Consider the following 18,476-nt stretch of genomic DNA (forward strand, 5'->3'; position numbering starts at 1 on the left):
TTAGTTTTCTAGAAGGTTAACACGAGATGAGTAGGGAAAAGCAGTATAACCGTAGGCAAGTTTTGGGGGTTGCGCTTGCAGCTTTAAGCAGTTTTCTGCTCCTCTTTACCTCTGATGAACAGATGGCTTTCTCCTCTCTAGCTCCTACACCGGATATGCCACCCGATACGACTCTGCATATCGCAACAACATCTCAGCAAACTAGCGCCTTTACTCTAGGCATGAGCGATGTCGACACAAATCTTATTTATCCACAATCCTCTGAGCAGGCTTCACAGATCAAGCACTTATTAGCGCAAAGCAGCTCTTTCACGAACATCCATATCATGGGCTGGGGAGCGGATGATCCCTGGCCAGATCCAGCGCAGCCAGAACCCACAAACTGGACCACACTGGATAAGAAGCTGCAAATCGCACTTGATACCGGGACGACGCCTGTGCTTACCCTGTGTGAGGCGCCTTGGTGGATGAAAGGTCGCCTGAATGCAGATGGCTCAACGACGCGTCTCACCAGAGACGATGACTTTGCCGATATTACTTACGATGCACGCATCTTAGATAATCATATGTCTGATTGGTTACACCTTGTGCAAAGAATCGCGGAACGTTATATGGCGCCCCCTACAATGTACGCTATTTTCAGGTCTGGAATGAGCTTAAAGGCTATTACAATCCAATAACCAATAATTGGGATGGCGGGAAGTCACAGGGAGATCCCACAGGGGATAACGCGCGCCATGGCTATACCTACATGTATAACCAGGTCTACACAACCTTGAAGCAAGTTGCTCAGGGACAGGGCATAGACCCTCCACAGGTAAAGGTTGGTGGTCCCTATGTGGTGATGGATAGCTGGGCCTCAACCAACGCCCCTGATCGTTCCAACGTCAAAGATCAGTATGGGGCACTTGACCGGAGAAGCCTCAATGTCGTCGCAACGTGGCTCGCTGAGAAGCTTGGAGGTGATTTCCTTACCATTGATGGTGGCAATGTTAATAAAGATCAGACCAACCTTACCGACCCCTTTACCGCTACAGAGAAATTCGCTGACGTCGTACAGTGGATTCGCTCGCTTGATCCCCATACATATCCTGGGGCGACGACCCTCCCTATCTGGTGGGCCGAATGGTATGCAATCCCTTTCGCAACAGAGAACAATCCAGACTATAATAACGCCCTCAAAACCTATACCTTGCTCCAGTTTATTAATTCTGGAGTAAGTGTCGCGCTAGCATGGGGCTATGACGATCTGTGGTACACTAACCCAGCAACACCAGGCCCCTGGTATGGGAGCGCCAAAGCCATCAAGGAGCATTTCCCCGCTGGAACCCCTCTCTATAAGACAAGCTCGACATCACAAGATATTGTCGCGCTCGCATCCAAAAGCAGCGTGCTCATTATCAACAAATCATTGTTGCCGCACGTGGTTGATGTGAAAGGCAAACATATTCCGCTTCGATCTTTCCAGATCGTTGTGGTCAACCGGTAAAGCGAGGCACTTTAAACTGTAGAAAGTGCCTCTTCTCTCTGCTAGAGCACATCTATTTTCGTACGCTCGGGGCGGAAGGCTGGCATGCAAAGCGACCAGTATTCGCACTCCTCGCCCTGGCTGGCATTGCTATAGGTAACACGCGTGCCACGCTCGACCAGGCAGGTCTCGCCGGGCGCGACCTCCAGGTGCTCTCCCTCGGCCTCTACTGCAAGCACACCGCGCACGACAATGACGACTTCGTCGAAGTCCGCTACCTGGGCTGGCTCGCGCCAGGCTGCGGGCGCCAACATATGCGCCAGGCTAAACCCATCATGCTTGCTGTGTAAAGCACCAAAATGCTCGTCGATGATTTTCCCGTCTTCACGCGGGAAGATGCTCCCGTGCTCTACTTTATGTAACATATTCATATTCTCCTTTTGTTTTTGCTCATTACCCTTCTCAAGCCATTTTAAGCCGTTTGCAAATTTTTTTAAAGTACCTTATTGACAGCTAAATTGACTGTCAATTATCAAAAACACGCTTTTGGATTTCGTGTCACTCTCCAAACTTCCTAATCACCCTGAGCCTGTTTAAATTGCCTATCTAGATCTTGAATGGCTGCTGTATGCATCGAAGGAAGCAAATGGCTATAGATATTCATCGTAATAGCAACGCTACTATGGCCAAGAATCTCTTGGACAACTTTGGGATGAACATTAATCGCCAGCAAAATAGAAGCAAGAGAATGGCGGAGATCATGAAAACGCATACGCGGTAATCCAGCCTTCTCCAAGAAGTGACTAAGACAATCCTTTACTGTCGAGGCGCTAATATAATTTCCATTAACATTGGTAAAGACAAGACCCTTGTCTACCCAAGATAAGCCAGCTTTCTTGCGCACTTCTGCTTGTTGTATTTTGTGTCTACGCAATTCCTCAATGACAAAGTCAGGAAGGCTTATAGTACGTCTTCCACTTGCGGTCTTAGGTTCATTCTCCACAACAAGACCGATACCATTGACTTTGATATACGATGCACTCACATTCACATAAAGGGTTTGTGCCTCAAAGTCGATAGCACTCCATCTTAAACCAAGTATCTCGCCTTTTCGCATACCCGTTGCTAGCGTAAGAGCTAACAAAGGACGTATATAATGCCCTTCCGCGACAGCTAACAACTTTGCGGACTCGTCCAGAGTCAGAATTGGATACTCACGTTTCCCCTCCTTTGGAGGTGTAACCCCAAGGGCTGGATTGGCGATAAGATAGCCCCAAGATACTGCATCTCTCAATGCTTTCTTTAAAATTCGGTGATTTAAACGTATCGTCGATGCCGCTACTCCCGCTTCTAACATCTTACCGTAACTTAACTGAATCTTATCAGCTTTTAAATCACGCAACTTGGTGCGCCCAAACACCTCTCCTAACTGAAGAATACGAAAGGAATAAGATACATAGGTTGTGGCTCGAATAGTCGGGCGATGTACCTCAAGCCAATACTCCAAATACTCCTTTACCGTATATTTAGGAGCTTGTAGATTTAGGCCTTGTTCAGCTTCTTTTAAAAGCTGCTTTCGCAGAGCATTCGCAGCCTTTTCGTCCTTCGCATAGCGAGTAATACGTTTACCGTTTATACGAACAGTTGCGGCATATCTGCCATCACTTCGCCTATAGACGGAACCTTCTCCATAATCCCGGCGTTTCGTCATCTTCGCCATTATAGCACCTCTTCTAGCGAGTAAATATCTCGCGTTAGGCAGTTCCTTGTCGACTCAGAAGCCACCTCTGGACACTTGATGGAATAAAGCGTAATTGCGCCCCAACCCTCACTACTGGTAACCCCTCCTGATCTATCAACATATACACCGTTTGGCGACTCACACTCAAGTACTCCATCACGCCATGTATATCCAGCAATTTTTCTAGGTTCAATATCGGATGAGCGTCATTCGGCTGAGGTTTACGTGGACGAGGCATCTGTTTCTTTCCTCCATCTTGCTTTGTTGCGGGACGTTCTTACAAGAAACTGTTTATCGCACCATCTTGCTTTGAGGAAAGTATCTCAAAATACCTCACAGACTGTCCAGAACAATATGTGTCGACTTCTCAACACTTGTGATGGGTTTCTCTAAACATATTGGTTCACTTTATCCTCCTGAAAGACCAAATCCCATCCCTAACATATCTAAATCCTCCCCAATTGTTTCGTCAAAAATCGCTTCCTGACGAGGTTTTGTTTCTGAAGTCGCCTCTGCTGGTTTATCCTGCAAAGGGACCTGAAGTATTTGCGCGGATTTCTCCTTTCTCTGATCCTGCTGATAGGGATGCTCATCATACTCCAGCAAGACATCAATAGCCGAACTGAGGTGTCGCCGCAAGGCCTTGGCGAGGCGAGCTGGCTCAACTCCTCCCAGAGTGCCATCCTCACATGGAGCAAATTTCGTGGCCTCAACAAGCAGTCCACTCACAATGGCTTGCCGCAGCACATCAGCAATGGAGAGGCCTGTATGATCACATAGCTGCTGTGCAAGTTCAAGGGCATGAGGAGGAATATTGCGCAAAGAGATTGGATTGCTCATGCCCCTCACCTTTGCGCTTCCACAGCAGTAGCTCTCTGCATGCGTCGCTGCGCTGTCGCTTGAGCCAGTACATAGCCTCCAATAGCATTGAGGACAGAAGCCATTCTCTTTGGCACAAAGAAGAAGCTTTGATCTGTACGCTTTGCGCTTACCAGTTCGTAGAGGCTCCTCTGAAGAAGAATCGATCCACCCCCTGTAAACATCAAAAAGGTTTGATCTTCTTGCAAGAGGTGACGCATATGCGTTAAGAGCTTACTTGAACGAGTTCGAACAATATCATCGATAATGGGCTCAATCCTGGTCCGTCTTCCACCAATAGTGACCTGCTGGCTAAGGAGGACCTGCTGTGCTTCGACATCAGAGAGACGTACTCCAGAATATCTGGCACGCAAGCTCTCTCGCACGGCTCTCGCAATCGCAATTGTCCCCTCGTCAAGAAGGGCTGCCTCCATGCGCAACTTTGCCTTTCCATTGGGCTGGTAATCAATATTGACAGTACAGGTATGGAATTGGCCGCCTCCTATATCGAGCGTGACATGTTTGACAATATCTGTCTCAATAGCTGTGCCATTAATCGCGTAGTACCACGTCAGAAACGAGCCGAAGGTCTGTGGATAAGGGTTTAACTCTACCAGATGGAGGTGCCAGATCGTTGAGTGTCCTTGCTCATCCGTGCGACAAACACGAAAAGGCGTGTGGAAGATGTGCTGAAGGGCGCGGTTTGTCGTCTCATTCAGACCATTTCTTGTCACTTCCTCATTGGGAACACCAAAACTGACATAGAGATCGTACTCTCCCTGCCATTCCTGCATCGCTTTTTCATAGCCTGCCTCTCGTAGGAGTTCAACCAAACAGGTAAAGAGATAATGGCGATAACGCTCATCTGACACCCGTTCATCTGTCATGCCTATAGGAAGACTTTCGGCCTTTCCAGACAACAACGCTTCCTCTCCAATCCAGAAAGGCTCTGAGTTGTTAACCTGCCAAGTTGTCATCCCCTCACCTGCCCGCAAAATTCTGGCTGGGGCATAGGCAGTCACAATACGTCGCGTGCTCATCACTGGTTGCGTTGCATGCAACATCGCGCCCTTAAACGCATCGTTGCCATTGTCCACTGAAGCGAGGATAGCTGTTGTCGTCATGTTTTTCCCCGCCAACTCATCCCAATGAGTAAATGGAATACTTCGAGGGAGTTCTTTCCCCTCAGATGTCACAAGTGCATCCTCACGCCCAATGTACGCCAAAAAGGATTCAGGATGAACGATATCTGTCTGCATAACTCCTCCTACTATTTTGACTACATTTATCAGATTCACAACTGATAATTATTATCAGTTGTTGTAACGAGCATACCATTTGACTACAAAGCTTGTCAAGTCTCATATCCTCCTGATATAGGCAATCAGAGGTGCTTATGGTATAATGCCTCCGCACTCCCTCTGAGGCGGAGAGGACTCACATGAATGCAGGTCCTGGGTGGTAGCGTTATATTAACGAGAAAAGGCGTTTAAGAAGACGGAGGATAGACAAAGAATGCACGAATCAACGCTCGAAGAACTCATTCAGACACCTCCGCCTGAATTGCGCATGGGAAGCAAAACCACCCAAGCCTATCTTGAGATTCGCAAACATATTTTGTCAGGCACCTATCAAGCACAGCAACTTCTCGTACCCAAACAGATTGAAGAGACATATCGTATCAATAACACCACAACGCAGATGCTTCTGATGCGACTCGCGAACGAGGGATTGGTGAAGATTCTCCCCGTACGTGAACGCACCTGGCCCAATAATGCCTCTCTCAATGAGTATCGCGTAGCAGACCTCTCGCAAACGTATCAGATCTCATTACCACGCCAGAGCGCCTTACATTCCGATAGGCCTGCAAGCGAACACACAACAGACAAAGAGATTCTTCTGCTCAAGATTCAATACGCGGATCAGGAGATTGCTGACCTGCTTGCTCTCAACGTAGGCGAGAAAGTTATCCTCTACCGTGAGCGCAAAAGGCGTCCTGATAAGACCGTAATTTCAATTAGCGATACCTACCTTCCCTTCTGGTTTGCTGATGTTCTTCCTGAAATAGAGCGTCCCGAGGCAAACGTCTATCAACTTATCGCTCAACTCGGAAAACACCCCACCTCCTGCACCGAAAGCGTCCAGGTCAGACAGGCGCAGAGCATCGAGCGCATTCTTTTTGAGCGCTCGCCCGATGATCCCTCACCTCTTCTCAAGCTCCAACGACGCATCTTCGATGCCAAGGATAGCCCTCTTGCTGTTCAATTTCTCACCCTGGAGAGCGAGGGGTATCAACTGACCTACTCCTTTCCCCTGAGAGAACAAGACATCTCATAAGACCAAACAAACAGACAGAAGCAAAATCCACATATGTAGACGAGATACGCTGCATCAAGAGGACATATACCAGCATGCAGCTTCTTCTGTTAGCAAAGAGTATGTCAAAGAACACAAGAGAAGTCCAGAACAGAAATGTCCTATTGACTCCACATATCTGTCTGGTAGAGAACATGTGATGTCTATAGGACATTTTCGTCCTTCACTTTGCGAAACCGAATACATCGTACATCTTCCAAAACCTTGGACTGCTTTCTGAAAACAGGACCAGAAAACAAAACGACATTGGGCGCGAGAGATCAAGTAAAGGGATGAAGGGGCATGAGAGGGGGAAGGATAATATGCTCCCCTGGACTGCTCCCATGATGTAGATAGGATTAGCCGCCATAACCAATTTCTCAAAACATGAAGTATGAGGTGTTGCATGCCATTGACATTTCTCTCACCTAACTTGTACAATCGCTTCAAATTAGCTACAAACAAGTGACAAGATATCTAACGTGTAATTGAGAGGACACAATGAAACCAACCCAGAATAAGCGTTTGCGTTTTGCTCCTAGCCCTACAGGTCCCATTCATGTTGGCAATGCCCATACCATGCTTTTTAATTGGCTTGAATGTCGAAGCCAGGGCGCTACATTCGTGCTTCGTTTCGAAGACACTGATCAAGAGCGTTCAAAGCGTGAATGGGAAGAGGTCATCATCAGCGAAATGCAATGGTTAGGATTAGACTGGGATGAAGGTCCAGACATTGGTGGCCCATTTGCTCCCTACTACCAAACAGCACGCATGAGTCTGTATCAGGAACATTTTGAGATGCTCAAAGAACAAGAAGCTGTTTATCCTTGTTATTGCACACCAGAAGAGCTTGCCGAAGAACGTAAAGAAGCAGATCGTCAAAAAGTTGCGTATAAGTATTCTCGTCGCTGCCTCGCATTGACTCAAGAGGAGCAAGCAAAAAAGGAGACAGAGGGTCGTCGACCCGTGTGGCGTCTGTTTATTCCTGACAATCAATTGGTTGCCTACGATGATCTTCTTCGTGGACGGATTGAATTTCACACGAATACCATAAGCGATCCCGTGATTATGCGGGCCAGTGGCGTCCCCCTCTACAATTTCGCTGTGGTAGTTGATGATTTGACCATGCACATAACCGATGTGGTTCGTGGCGAGGGACATATATCAAATACGCCCATTCAAGTGCTCATCTACCGTGCGCTTGAAGCAGAACCACCTCGATTTGCACACTGTTCTCATTTACTCAATGCAGGGCGAGGCAAGATTTCGAAACGGAAGGGAGAAATGTCGGTTCGTTCTTTTCGTGAGCGAGGAATTCTTAGTGAGACGCTCTTCAATTATCTTGCTCTGCTGGGCTGGACTCCCAAAGAAGAGGGGAAAGAGTTCCTGACGAAGGAAGAAATTATCCGAGATTTTCATATCACTGATGTCAGTCGGTCTGCTGCAATCTTTGATGAAGAAAAACTTCAGTGGATGAATGGGATATACCTCCGTGGGAAAACGCGTGAGGTATTTGCAGAACTGAGTCTTCCGTTTGTCGTAGAAGCTGGGCTAGCATCAGAGAAGTTTCTTCGCGATAATTGGGCATGGTTTGTGAATATTGCGGCATTAGTACAAGAGCGGGTACGCCTCTTAGATGAAGTTCCTCCCTACATCGATTTCTTCTTTACGGATGAGATTGAAAATGATGAGAAAGCAGTAAATAAGTTCTTATCATCAGAAACCAAGCCATTTATCCATAATGTGACAGAAGCCTTGAAAAAAGTTGAGTGGGATACCTCTCCTATTGAAAAAGCTATTCGTGCAACAATTGATGACATGGCACTCAAGCCCAAAGATGCATTGCTCGCTTTGCGTGTCGCCATTTCTGGACGTACTGTGAGTCCCCCTCTTTTCGAGAGCATCTTTTTGATAAAACGTCAGCAAGTCATCGCACGCTTAGCGAACTGGATGTAAGCTTGCCCTAAAACCTTGTAGATGATCAATATCTCAAAAGCCTTCCCCTTTACTCAACAAAGGGGAAACTTTTTTCATATTCCAAGTATTTTGGCCCATGAGAAAAATATATGCAAAAATGAGAATTTGGCATATGACGAGCCAAATGAGCGATATTCAATAAGAACACTCTCCCAGAATGGCTCATTCTCCTTATGCTCGTACATGGCTAAAAATTCAAAAGGCAAAGTGCTGAGCTACGAGTGCGAAAAGATAGCCACTGCATTCCCTCTGGACAAGGACATACTTGCTGTCCTTGTTCATTCGCGCTGGTGCTCCTGCGGAGCATGGCTCTTTTTAAGGCGCTCACCTCCTCCTCGATCTCAGTGATGTGCTGGGTTTGTTGCCCACACAATTGTTCAGAAGCGGCCAGTTGTTGCTTCAATTTGAAGCCGAGAGTCTCATGAGGACTTTCGTCACGAGACATCTTGGCCTTGTTGGTAGTTTACGTTCGGGAAGGCAATCCATACGCTCTAGATGTTGAGGAATGCGGATGGCATTACCATTGCTCTCCCCAGTGTTCATAGCAGTAGAGCCAGCGATATAAGGTCGCACGAGGAAGCCCAGTATACCAACTGACCTCCGTGGTCCCATAGCCTTCCTTGACAATCAGGTCCACGGCTTGCTTTTTGACTTCCATAGAGTGACTCCAGGCTGATCCTTTCCATTTCCCTCTCACGCCCCTTCATCCCTTCCCTGAATCTCTCACGTCCTGCCCTCTTGCGATGTCACACTTTCTAGTGGTCCTGTGTTCTGGGAGCGCTCCACCAGAGCATACAAATGTAACAAAACGAAAATGATACACAAAGTGTGACACCTTGTGGCTAGCATTATCATGCACTTTAGCGTATGCTTTTTGGTAAAGGTCGCTTGCTTCTCCGGCTTGTAGATACTTTTCAATCTATCATTCCCAAAGGAGCATCTCAATGTCTTCTCGTCTCAAAGATCCTCAAGAGGTTCTTTCCCCATATACTATTTCAACCACACAACAGGTTAACCGGTCTTTGTTTACTCTTGTTGCTCATGTCTTCCCACCCTCAACGCAAGGATTGGACTTCTTGCAACATTTTCACGAGCGAGCAACCAACGCGCATACAACATCCGCCAGGAGAATCAATACACTCTCGCTTTGTACCCAAAGTATTGCGACTCTTGGGCAGGAGTTAGGCTTCAGCAACGACACAACCCACAAATATGTGGCGCTCTATACCGCGTTAGGAGTCCTCACCAAGCAAAAAACGAAAGGGCACCTGATTTTCCGCCTCTCTACGGGTCCCTATGAGCCGCCTGCGACCCTTGAAGCCAATCTCGATACGCTTATTACCACCAGTCGTCCCAAATTGCGTGCCCTGGCTCAAGAAGTCAAAGAGCGCTGCTACGTCTACGGATTGATTGCTCTGGAGTGGACGCAACAACTCCGCCTCCTCCAATCCTTTCTCCAACCACAGCCAAACACATCCAGGCGACGTTCTCGCGTGCGCCTGACCGAGGCCCTGGCATTGACCAATACCCTTCTCACAAAATCCCTGATCCCTCACCGTTCGCTGCCAGAGACAAATACCGATGCGTTGCTCAACGCGTCTACTCAATCCTCTCTCATGAGAAGATGTGAAACGACGCCTTCTCCACGCAAACCTTTCGCGCGTCCTCCATTTCCCAGCACATTGGGAGACGGCATATCCCAGACAACTACATTGCGACAGCATGCTCGGTCAGATTCAGAGAGGCGTAACCAGGAACATCGAGCAGCGAGTCTTCCTCACAAGGCACAACAGGGCGACGCCTCTTCTTTGCTTCCAACAGCCACGTCTCCTTCCTCGATCTCATCTGGTAGACTCGATATGAAACAATTGATATCACGTCTCCCAAAACCTCTCCACCAGGGAGACGTGACTACAAACCTTGCAGCAACACCGTCTCCTGCTTCTCCATCTTCTGGGAGACTCGGAAAAGCCTCTTCGAGCTCGTGTCTACCCCAAGAGCACGAACAGGGAGACGCCCCTATACGTAACGTATTAGATATTTATAATTACATAAAGACGTATACGTATTGTGAACCTCGTCGTATTGCAGAAATGCTGGCTGAGGAACTCGAACAGGATCAAGGGGTCTATCCCAAATATCTCAAACTGCTCAGAGAACCAGGCAAAGCACCACGGGATCCTCATATCATCACTGCGGCCTTCCTCACCACCTTGGTCCGTCTCCATCGTGATGGCTGGAAGATGGTCCGACCAGGTGGCTTCTTCACGAACCGCTGCCGCGAATATGACCTTGCTGTCCCTCAGGAGGTTGAGGAGTGGATCACCCGCTATGGATGTCTTTCCCTGGCAGAGATACGCACAACACTTGCAGCAGCAACGCCAGCGACATACACAACCGCTACTCAAAGCATTCAGGGGGCTGCAACGCCACCCTTCACCAAACCATCCGATCCTCCGATCACATTAAACATTCCTCTCGACTATAAGCAGGTCCAGATGAGTAAGCAGGAAGCCCTGGAGATCGAGCAAATGGTGCGAGAAGATCTCCGTACTCGGTTCCTACTTACCCAATTACTCCACATGAGCCGCGAAGGACAGCCTGACCGCTACGCCCTGCTGATCGATGGATCACTGCTGAGTAAGCGATCCCCCCAAACCATTGCCTACTCGCAGGCGGAATGGCAGCAGCGGCTTGACAGCATGGATACCTGGCGCGACCTGTTTGGTCTTCCAGCCCTGCCATTTGCAAAGGAGGCCTAACACGATGAAACCACGACTCCTCCCACAGAATCTTGAAGCGGAAAGCAGCGTCCTGGGAAGTTTACTCATTGATCCTGATGCCATCACCCAGGTCGCCGATCTTATTCGCGCAGAGGATTTTTATCGTGATGCACACCAGATGGTCTATGCTGCCATTGAACAACTCTTCGTGCAGCAGACACCAGCCGACTTCGTGACTCTCTGCGATGCGCTTGAGCAACAACATCGGCTCGATGAGGTCGGCGGCGAGAATTACATCCTCTCTCTGGTTAATCATGTGCCTACCAGTGGGAATATCCTGCACTATGCTCACATTGTGGCCCGCACCTCGGTATTACGGCGCCTTATTCACGCCGGGAGCCAGATCGTCGCAGAAGCCTATGAGGATGAGGAAGAAGATGTCACCACGACCCTCGAACGAGCTGAGCAACTCATTTTTGCGGTAACGCAACGCTCTACCCAGAGAACGCAAACAGCCTCCCATGCTCGTGAAATCCTGGTCGGTTATCTTGACCGTCTGATGCAGGCAAGCAAAAAGCAAGGGGTTACAGGGGTCCCAACTGGTTTTACAGGTCTGGATCGACTCACCAACGGCCTTCAACCCTCTGACCTCATCATTGTCGCGGCTCGCCCTGCCGTGGGCAAAACCAGCTTCGCCTTGAGCCTGGCCTACAATGCTGCCGTCCGCTATCACCAGAACGTCGGCATCTTCAGCCTAGAAATGAGCAAAGAGCAACTGATGCAGCGACTCCTGGCTATCGATGCTGGCATTGATCAGCAACGCTTGCGTGCAGGATTCGTCGAGGATGAGGAATGGGAACGGATCACGGCCTCGATGAGCACCCTTTCCGAGGCGGGGATTTGGATTGACGATACGGCCAATCTCTCTCCCCTGCAACTGCGGAGCAAAGCCCGGCGTTGGATTACTGAGCATAATATCGATCTCATCATCATTGATTATTTACAACTCATGGATGCAAGCAGTGGCGAGGGGCGGAAAGCGGAGAACCGCACGCAACAGGTGAGCATGATCAGCCGCTCTCTCAAAGCCCTGGCACGTGAACTCAACATTCCCATTCTGGCGCTGGCCCAACTCTCGCGAGCCGTGGAGGCACGCGCCTCCAAAGTGCCACAGCTCTCCGATTTACGCGAGTCCGGGTCCATTGAGGCCGACGCTGATATGGTCTGGTTGCTCTACCGAGATGAACTCTACAATCCTGATACTACACGTCCTGGAACGGCAGATGTGCTCATTGCCAAACATCGTCATGGTCCAGTTGGAGAAGTCGTCCTAGCCTTTGACAAGCCACAAACACGCTTTCGTGACCTTGAAATAGAGCATGCTGAAGGAAAGCGTCAAGGGATAAATGTATGACGAAACAGTGAGAGAGGAGAATGCGTCATATTGCAATTCGTCACACCCCATAGGTTTTTCATGGAAAACTCTAACCACAGACAAAGGGATTCTGGTAATTGGGCTGAATGTTCGACGGAATTTGAGCGTGGATTGCTTCTGTGTCAAACATTCAGCCCAAAAAAATTTGGGGTGAAACTTCGACACGACTTCCACTTATCTTCCTCGTTCCCTGAGAATAGAATATTTTTCGGTGGAAAAGACGCAAGACAGGTTTCCATCCTTTGCCTCGTCTCTTCTGCTCCCAGAGCAGTACTGGCGAGATGGTTTCTTGCTTGATCGAAGATTGAGTCCAACATTCGACAATTGAGGCTGATTTCGTCGAACATTCAGCCCAATTACCAATTCTTTCATTGTGTTCGTCACCACTTGGTAATAAGCACGTAGAGTGAGCAGGTTTTGAGGCTCTTGTTCATTTTCGGTGGAAAAACACAGCAAAAGATCACGGCAGAAGCCACCCAAGCTCTTTCTTTTCAATTGTTGATGAGCTTAAACACCGAAATTGAGCAAGACCCGGTTTTGAGCCCAAAAGTGGACAATCGGCGCGAAGAGTGAGCACTGGTACGAATGTACTCAGGAAAAACCGCCTCCCATCTGATAAACTATGCTTGAAGGGTGTAAATTGAGTTCTTCGTTAACGTCTAAATGCACGTTTTCTGGGGTAGTTCCCATTGACCTCAAGCGTTTTTAAGAGAGCGGTGTGACGCTCGTGGAATGTCCCAATTGTGCCGCGACGCACCCTCGATCCACATGGTGGGGCCCTGCAGTTAAGTCTCACGACAAACGCAAAACGACTACGCCCAATACCGGACAACGATGGGTCGGGGGGAAAGCAACCTGGGGCGTGGTCGGAGGATAGCAGAAGAAACAAGATACCTTTTTCCATCGTTGCTTTCCAAAAATAAGGGAGACAGAATGCATATCCAAAAAGGTTTATGGCAAAAAGAAGTCATTAGCGCTCTCATTGCTTTGTTACAACCAAATGAGGACGTTCGAGCTTTGATATTGAAAGGCTCGTTGGCCAATCTCCATGTCCAGATAGATACCTGGAGTGATATCGATGTCATCATTGTTGTCACGGATGGATTTCTGTCTTCCTTTTTCCCTACAACCTCCTGGCTGGCACCGCTGGGCGAACTGTACACCTTTAGTCAGTCTTCAAGTGAACTCACGGGAACAACGAGGGCATGTTTCACGGATTTCCGACGAATTGATTGTGTTTTTATCCAGGAATCTGACTTTCCTAAGCAAACGTTCTACGGTGAAGCAATCCAATCTCTTTTTTCACGTTCTCCACTCATTGATGATATTCTTGCAAAAGCCATATTCACCGTCCCTCCTGTACCAGTTGTTTCATCAGAACAGTTTGAGGACATGGTAAACGCTTTTTGGTTTAAAGGAATGCTTGCAACCAGCAAAGTGATGCGCAATGATTTGCTCATCGCAACACACCTGACGCTCGAACTCATCCAGGATACGTGCGTGTTGGAAATGATGCTGCGTGATCGTGAACTGGGCACCAGTCATCATCGAGAGGGAGGTATGGGGAATACCTTTATTGCACAATTGAACGTCACTCACTCCTCTTACACACCTCTGGGGATTCTTGAAAGTGTGGAACGAAGCAGTATCTTGTTTGATTCACAAGCAAGTCGATGGTCAGCAGGCTATCAAGAACGTCGCTATCCTTTACTTGCTTGGATCAACTATGCCAAGGAAACGATAGCCTTTCAGCAGCACCAGGAATGAGGAGATTCCTCGTGCTGGCAAGGATGATCCCAACTGGCCAGTGATGAATGGCTTCCTAATCCACTACAAGGACGCGGCAGGGAAGATCGCGAGCGATTTATTTACAACATTCCGTTTGACTTCAAACAATTTTTGAACAGCGGTGTCCAGCTCGTTGAATGTCCCAATTGTGCAAGCACACGTACCCTCGAACCTCGCAATGGAATGCTCCGGTTTCCTGCGCACACCAAGCGCAAAACGCAAACTTCGGCGACCGAACCCCGGTGGGCTGGTAGGGGAGCCACCGAGTGGAGGGTGGTGAGAGGATAAAAAAGAATGTGTGTCTCCTCACCTAAAGAAAAGTTCTTGTAGAAAGGTTTTTTATGAACTCTCGACAACTTATTCTTCTTCAAGAGATTTTGACCTTATGTGAAACGAAAGCTATTTCAATTTGGGTACGTGGCGGATGGGCAGTGGACTTCGCCTTGGGGCAGATCACCCGTGAGCATGAAGACATTGATCTTTTCGCTTGGGCTAAAGATGCTGAACGTCTAGTCGAAACGCTTGAACAAGCAGGTTTCTCTTTACAGCAAGGGCCGCCTCCCGAAGCGCAACGGGATTTCACCAAGGATGAAGAAAGTATTCAAGTTGCTCTGGTAGGACTCAATGAAACAGGGGAGCTCATTGTTGCTGGAGGTCCAGCGGCTGGCAGCTTGTGGCCGCAGGGAATGTTGGGATCGCATCGAGGACAAATCGGTGAGACAGTTTGCCTTATTGTGAACCCACTCGTTCAAATTGAATTGAAAGAACAATATCCAGTCTGGCGGCCGGATCTTCCGCACCTGCCGAAACATGCGGACGATATCGCACGCTTACGAGAACGCTTCATTATTCAGTGAATACAATATGCATCGGCTCAGAATATGCGTTTTTAGCTACTCTTGTTATCATTATCTAACTTCTCAGGATTGCCAATGATTCCAGACTGTAGAAGGTGAGTTTGCTAGTTAAACCGAAGTTTTATTGGGCAATCAACAATATTTCATATTTGTTCCCCACGAGAACCCCAAGCGTTTCTTCACACGCACTGCTCATGAGCACAAATTGACAAAAGAAAACCTGAACATTGAGGAAAGAAAAGCCCCTTTGGGTTGGCTTTCTTAAAAGACATGCAATACCTGGTAGTAAGAGCGAAGAGTTGACAGATTTTCGGGGTCTTGGTCACTTTCGGTGGAAAAACACAGCAAAAGATCACGGCAGAAGCCACCCAAGCTCTTTCTTTTCAATTGTTGATGAGCTTTTCCACCGAAAATGAACAAGAGCCGATTTTCGGGTGAAGAGTGCTCAAGCGGTGCGAAGAGTGATCAATGGTACAGATGTCCCTGGAAAAACCGCTTCTTGTGAAGAGTGTAAATTGCGTCCTGCAGACTCCTCTTGTCGGAAGGATACTGATGGTTACACTGGCTGTCGATGGCATTGATCTGTTCAAAATTGCGGGCCGCTCCATTTCGGGGTGGGTTCCCAGCTTCAAGATGAGCACGGCTGCCCCGGTCAAACAGCCTTTCTGTAGCCAGCTCGAAGTTCCGTCGCAGTAGTAGAATGTCCTGGCTGTGGTAGAACGCGTTCGCTCTCTCCAAGCAAGGGCATCCTTCGCTTTCCCCACACAAACCTCGCATCAGAAAATATGATAGTACACTATACTATCATATGCTTTAAACATACAATAAGGAATAAATTGCATAAAGTATGTTTTTATTAACAACTAGTTGCTTAGAACCTACTTTTGGATATAATATAAAAGTAAAAGTATATGTGGCGAGGAACAGACAGTTGATAAGTCTTTTTCGTTTCTAAGGGTTGGGTAGCATATGAGAGAATGGGGCGATTTATTCGCGAAGTTTAGCAGGGTCACAGATCGTTTAGGGATGCCAATTGACACAGATATTCTTGAGATGGTCGTTGCTTTAAATGCACTTGGCATCACAACAACTATGTCTTGTGGGGGCCATATAGACGAAAGAGGATTCTTATTGCCATGGGTTGATATTGAGAAGATTGACCCTCCTATTCGAGAGCTACGAGAGCAGCTTATTGCTCTGAACGCAGAAACCCATCAATTGCGGCAAGAACTTGAGGAACAACGAGAGCTGCAAGCCGATCCTTCCATGATCCAAGAGGCACAAGCCCGTCTCAAGGAGAAGAGTGAGGAGAGAAATCTCCTCGATCACCAAGTACGAATGCAACAATGTACCATGCGCACCACCTTAGTTGAACATCTTTCACGATTTTACGAAGACCGTGTGGTCTCGTTTGATCGAAGACTGATCCTCCATCGCTTAGGCCTTAGCCGAACACGTATGGAAAGCCAGGGGGCTCATGATTTTTACCTCTGTGCCCCTCTAGAAATTCAGCAACAAAAGCTTGCCGAGTACCGAGAAGAGATAATGGACTTTGCTCGTTTCCTCAAACACATCTACTTTTCGCATGTATCGAAAAATACTCTATCCGTTCAAGGCCATAGAGAGGATCTTTTGTGAAACGTACTGTTCTCATTGACGGTCATAATCTCCTTTTTCGCTATTTTCAGGGCATGCCACCTACAATCTTTGCAATAAATGGACGACGCATACATGCGGCCTATGGGATGATAGCTGATATACTTCGCACGATAAAGCTATTTCTCCCAACAACCATAATTGTTTGTTTTGATTCTCAAATGCCCTCAGAACGGGCTGCACACTTTCCAGCGTATAAGAGCAACCGAGCCCTCGCCGATACCACAAATCTCTCTTCCCCATTTGAACAACTGGATATTGTGTATGATGCATTGCACGTTTTAGGCATTCCATGGGTAGAGCTACCAGGAATTGAAGCAGATGACCTTATTGGGAGCTACGCACATGCCGCAGGCAATCAAGAAGTGATCATTGTCTCATCCGATAAAGATTATCTACAACTCATAAGCGATACCATAACGCTTTATGTACGCAGAGGAAAGAACGAAACGCGATTTACGCCACAGCTTGTCCACGATACTTTCGGTGTCACGCCCAAGCAATATGTTGATTTCAAAGCGTTGACAGGAGATGCATCCGACAATATTCCAGGGGTGACCGGAATAGGAACTAAAAGAGCAGCCTCTCTCTTACAGCTTTATTATACAGTAGACAATCTCTATGAACATCTTTTTGAATTATCACCTCATATGCAAGCCTTACTAAGTGGTACCCGAGAAGATGTTGTAAGAAATCAAAAACTCATCAAAATCCAGACAACGTTACCTGTAAAACAAGAGCTTTTTGAGGCCTGTTTTCATCGACCCATGTTAGACACACCTGTACGAAAGATCTTTCTCCATCTTGGGTTATTTGCTGAAAAATTCAAAGCTATCTCGTCTGAATAACAAAAATCGAAATAGGGTAGCATATGACCTTGTACTCAAGTTGACAAAAACGCTATATCTTCTCAATTCTATTTACACCTCAATGTCAGCGCTTTCTATATGTCTGTGTTGTGGTGGCCCAAGTACCACCACTTGTCTATCTATAATGAGTTCACCGGGTACTAGGTGCACTTCATAGGTTTTCGTATGAATTTCGCCTATATGCTTGATTCCTCCAGCCGTAAACAAAGGAACCCATTGTTCTTCCTGGTCTACGAGATAGGCTACTTCCCATGGTAGTGTGAAGATGGCTGTTATTTTCTCTTCTTTGCGTACCAGACGCATATGTGTTGTCTCATCCCCTTTAGCTGCAAAACATCGTGACTGTATACATTGTATCTCATATAAAGACGTATTCAATCACCAAACAACGATTTCTGCTATCTGCGTCATCTCCAATGGCTATTGGCCTTCAACACACTCTTCATAAAACCGCCACTGGCACTAGATAGTTATTGAAGACTACAAACCATGCTTGCAAAGCCAAAAAAAGAGGCAAAATGACTACATTTCCCCTCCAATCAAGGTGTATGAAAGCCTCATTACACATCATGCCTGGTAGATGTAGTCATTTTGACACAAAAAAGCTTCCGAGAATGGCGTTTTGTCTCATGTGAGAACAACCAACATCAGGCACGACACAATCATGGATCCGATACAAAAATAACGCCATTGCTTTTTGTCAAAAAAATAGCGTATGCTGTGGCAAGCCAAACATATATTAGATTCTT

18 protein-coding genes are annotated in these 18,476 nt (G+C 47.4%); 11 read left to right on the plus strand and 7 right to left on the minus strand.

Annotation, left to right across the window (positions count from 1 at the left end; genetic code table 11):
* The first annotated feature begins 26 nt into the window (after window positions 1-26).
* Complete coding sequence (locus JMJ04_RS37005) at window positions 27-680, plus strand: DEAD/DEAH box helicase family protein (protein WP_201375373.1); 654 nt, start codon at window positions 27-29, stop codon at window positions 678-680.
* Entirely contained in the window at window positions 575-1,489 is a 915-nt protein-coding gene (locus JMJ04_RS37010; protein WP_201375374.1) for a hypothetical protein, read from the plus strand. Before JMJ04_RS37005 ends, JMJ04_RS37010 begins: the two co-directional genes overlap by 106 nt.
* Before the next feature lie 41 nt (window positions 1,490-1,530).
* Here JMJ04_RS37010 and JMJ04_RS37015 read toward each other — a convergent pair whose 3' ends face one another.
* The 5 genes from JMJ04_RS37015 to JMJ04_RS37035 all read right to left on the minus strand — a co-directional run bounded on the left by JMJ04_RS37015 (window position 1,531) and on the right by JMJ04_RS37035 (window position 5,326).
* Window positions 1,531-1,893 (minus strand): cupin domain-containing protein, encoded by a 363-nt coding sequence (locus JMJ04_RS37015; protein ID WP_201375375.1) that lies wholly within the window; start codon window positions 1,891-1,893, stop codon window positions 1,531-1,533.
* Between the two features lie 149 nt (window positions 1,894-2,042).
* Window positions 2,043-3,188 carry a site-specific integrase gene (locus JMJ04_RS37020; RefSeq protein WP_201375376.1) on the minus strand — a complete coding sequence of 382 codons (1,146 nt, stop codon included), beginning with the start codon at window positions 3,186-3,188 and terminating at the stop codon, window positions 2,043-2,045.
* A gap of 34 nt (window positions 3,189-3,222) precedes the next feature.
* Window positions 3,223-3,447 (minus strand): helix-turn-helix domain-containing protein, encoded by a 225-nt coding sequence (locus tag JMJ04_RS49195; protein WP_201375377.1) that lies wholly within the window; start codon window positions 3,445-3,447, stop codon window positions 3,223-3,225.
* Between the two features lie 170 nt (window positions 3,448-3,617).
* The gene (locus JMJ04_RS37030; RefSeq protein ID WP_201375378.1) at window positions 3,618-4,049 is read right to left on the minus strand and encodes a hypothetical protein; all 432 of its coding nucleotides are present in this window, start codon (window positions 4,047-4,049) and stop codon (window positions 3,618-3,620) included.
* 5 nt (window positions 4,050-4,054) lie between these two features.
* Window positions 4,055-5,326, minus strand: coding sequence for an acetate and sugar kinases/Hsc70/actin family protein (locus JMJ04_RS37035; RefSeq protein WP_201375379.1), 1,272 nt, complete (start codon window positions 5,324-5,326; stop codon window positions 4,055-4,057).
* Window positions 5,327-5,582: 256 nt separating this feature from the next.
* Here JMJ04_RS37035 and JMJ04_RS37040 point away from each other — a divergent pair, with 256 nt between their 5' ends.
* Both JMJ04_RS37040 and gltX read left to right on the plus strand, forming a co-directional pair.
* Window positions 5,583-6,404: a UTRA domain-containing protein gene (locus JMJ04_RS37040; RefSeq protein ID WP_201375380.1), complete on the plus strand. Its 822-nt coding sequence runs from the start codon at window positions 5,583-5,585 to the stop codon at window positions 6,402-6,404.
* Window positions 6,405-6,923: 519 nt separating this feature from the next.
* Window positions 6,924-8,378, plus strand: coding sequence for a glutamate--tRNA ligase (gene gltX, locus JMJ04_RS37045; RefSeq protein WP_201375381.1), 1,455 nt, complete (start codon window positions 6,924-6,926; stop codon window positions 8,376-8,378).
* A 538-nt stretch (window positions 8,379-8,916) separates the two neighbouring features.
* Here the strand turns inward: gltX and JMJ04_RS37050 are convergent.
* Window positions 8,917-9,057, minus strand: coding sequence for a hypothetical protein (locus JMJ04_RS37050; RefSeq protein ID WP_201375382.1), 141 nt, complete (start codon window positions 9,055-9,057; stop codon window positions 8,917-8,919).
* Between the two features lie 286 nt (window positions 9,058-9,343).
* On the opposite strand from JMJ04_RS37050, the gene JMJ04_RS37055 reads away from it, so the two are divergent.
* The 7 genes from JMJ04_RS37055 to JMJ04_RS37085 all read left to right on the plus strand — a co-directional run bounded on the left by JMJ04_RS37055 (window position 9,344) and on the right by JMJ04_RS37085 (window position 17,706).
* A complete protein-coding gene (locus tag JMJ04_RS37055; protein WP_201375383.1) occupies window positions 9,344-11,161 on the plus strand; it encodes a hypothetical protein in 1,818 nt (605 codons plus the stop codon).
* A 4-nt stretch (window positions 11,162-11,165) separates the two neighbouring features.
* The gene (dnaB, locus tag JMJ04_RS37060; RefSeq protein ID WP_201375384.1) at window positions 11,166-12,536 is read left to right on the plus strand and encodes a replicative DNA helicase; all 1,371 of its coding nucleotides are present in this window, start codon (window positions 11,166-11,168) and stop codon (window positions 12,534-12,536) included.
* Window positions 12,537-13,490: 954 nt separating this feature from the next.
* Window positions 13,491-14,324 carry an aminoglycoside 6-adenylyltransferase gene (locus JMJ04_RS37065; RefSeq protein WP_201375385.1) on the plus strand — a complete coding sequence of 278 codons (834 nt, stop codon included), beginning with the start codon at window positions 13,491-13,493 and terminating at the stop codon, window positions 14,322-14,324.
* Window positions 14,325-14,686: 362 nt separating this feature from the next.
* On the plus strand, window positions 14,687-15,202 hold the full coding sequence (locus JMJ04_RS37070; RefSeq protein ID WP_201375386.1) for a nucleotidyltransferase domain-containing protein: 516 nt from the start codon (window positions 14,687-14,689) through the stop codon (window positions 15,200-15,202).
* A 552-nt stretch (window positions 15,203-15,754) separates the two neighbouring features.
* Window positions 15,755-15,898 carry a hypothetical protein gene (locus JMJ04_RS37075; RefSeq protein ID WP_201375387.1) on the plus strand — a complete coding sequence of 48 codons (144 nt, stop codon included), beginning with the start codon at window positions 15,755-15,757 and terminating at the stop codon, window positions 15,896-15,898.
* 273 nt (window positions 15,899-16,171) lie between these two features.
* Entirely contained in the window at window positions 16,172-16,840 is a 669-nt protein-coding gene (locus JMJ04_RS37080; RefSeq protein ID WP_201375388.1) for a hypothetical protein, read from the plus strand.
* Window positions 16,837-17,706 (plus strand): 5'-3' exonuclease, encoded by an 870-nt coding sequence (locus JMJ04_RS37085; protein ID WP_201375389.1) that lies wholly within the window; start codon window positions 16,837-16,839, stop codon window positions 17,704-17,706. Before JMJ04_RS37080 ends, JMJ04_RS37085 begins: the two co-directional genes overlap by 4 nt.
* Before the next feature lie 72 nt (window positions 17,707-17,778).
* Here the strand turns inward: JMJ04_RS37085 and JMJ04_RS37090 are convergent, their stop codons facing one another.
* On the minus strand, window positions 17,779-18,030 hold the full coding sequence (locus JMJ04_RS37090) for a transcriptional regulator (protein ID WP_201375390.1): 252 nt from the start codon (window positions 18,028-18,030) through the stop codon (window positions 17,779-17,781).
* Between the last annotated feature and the right edge of the window lie 446 nt (window positions 18,031-18,476).

The sequence above is a fragment of the Ktedonobacter robiniae genome (assembly GCF_016587375.1).
Lineage (GTDB): Bacteria > Chloroflexota > Ktedonobacteria > Ktedonobacterales > Ktedonobacteraceae > Ktedonobacter > Ktedonobacter robiniae.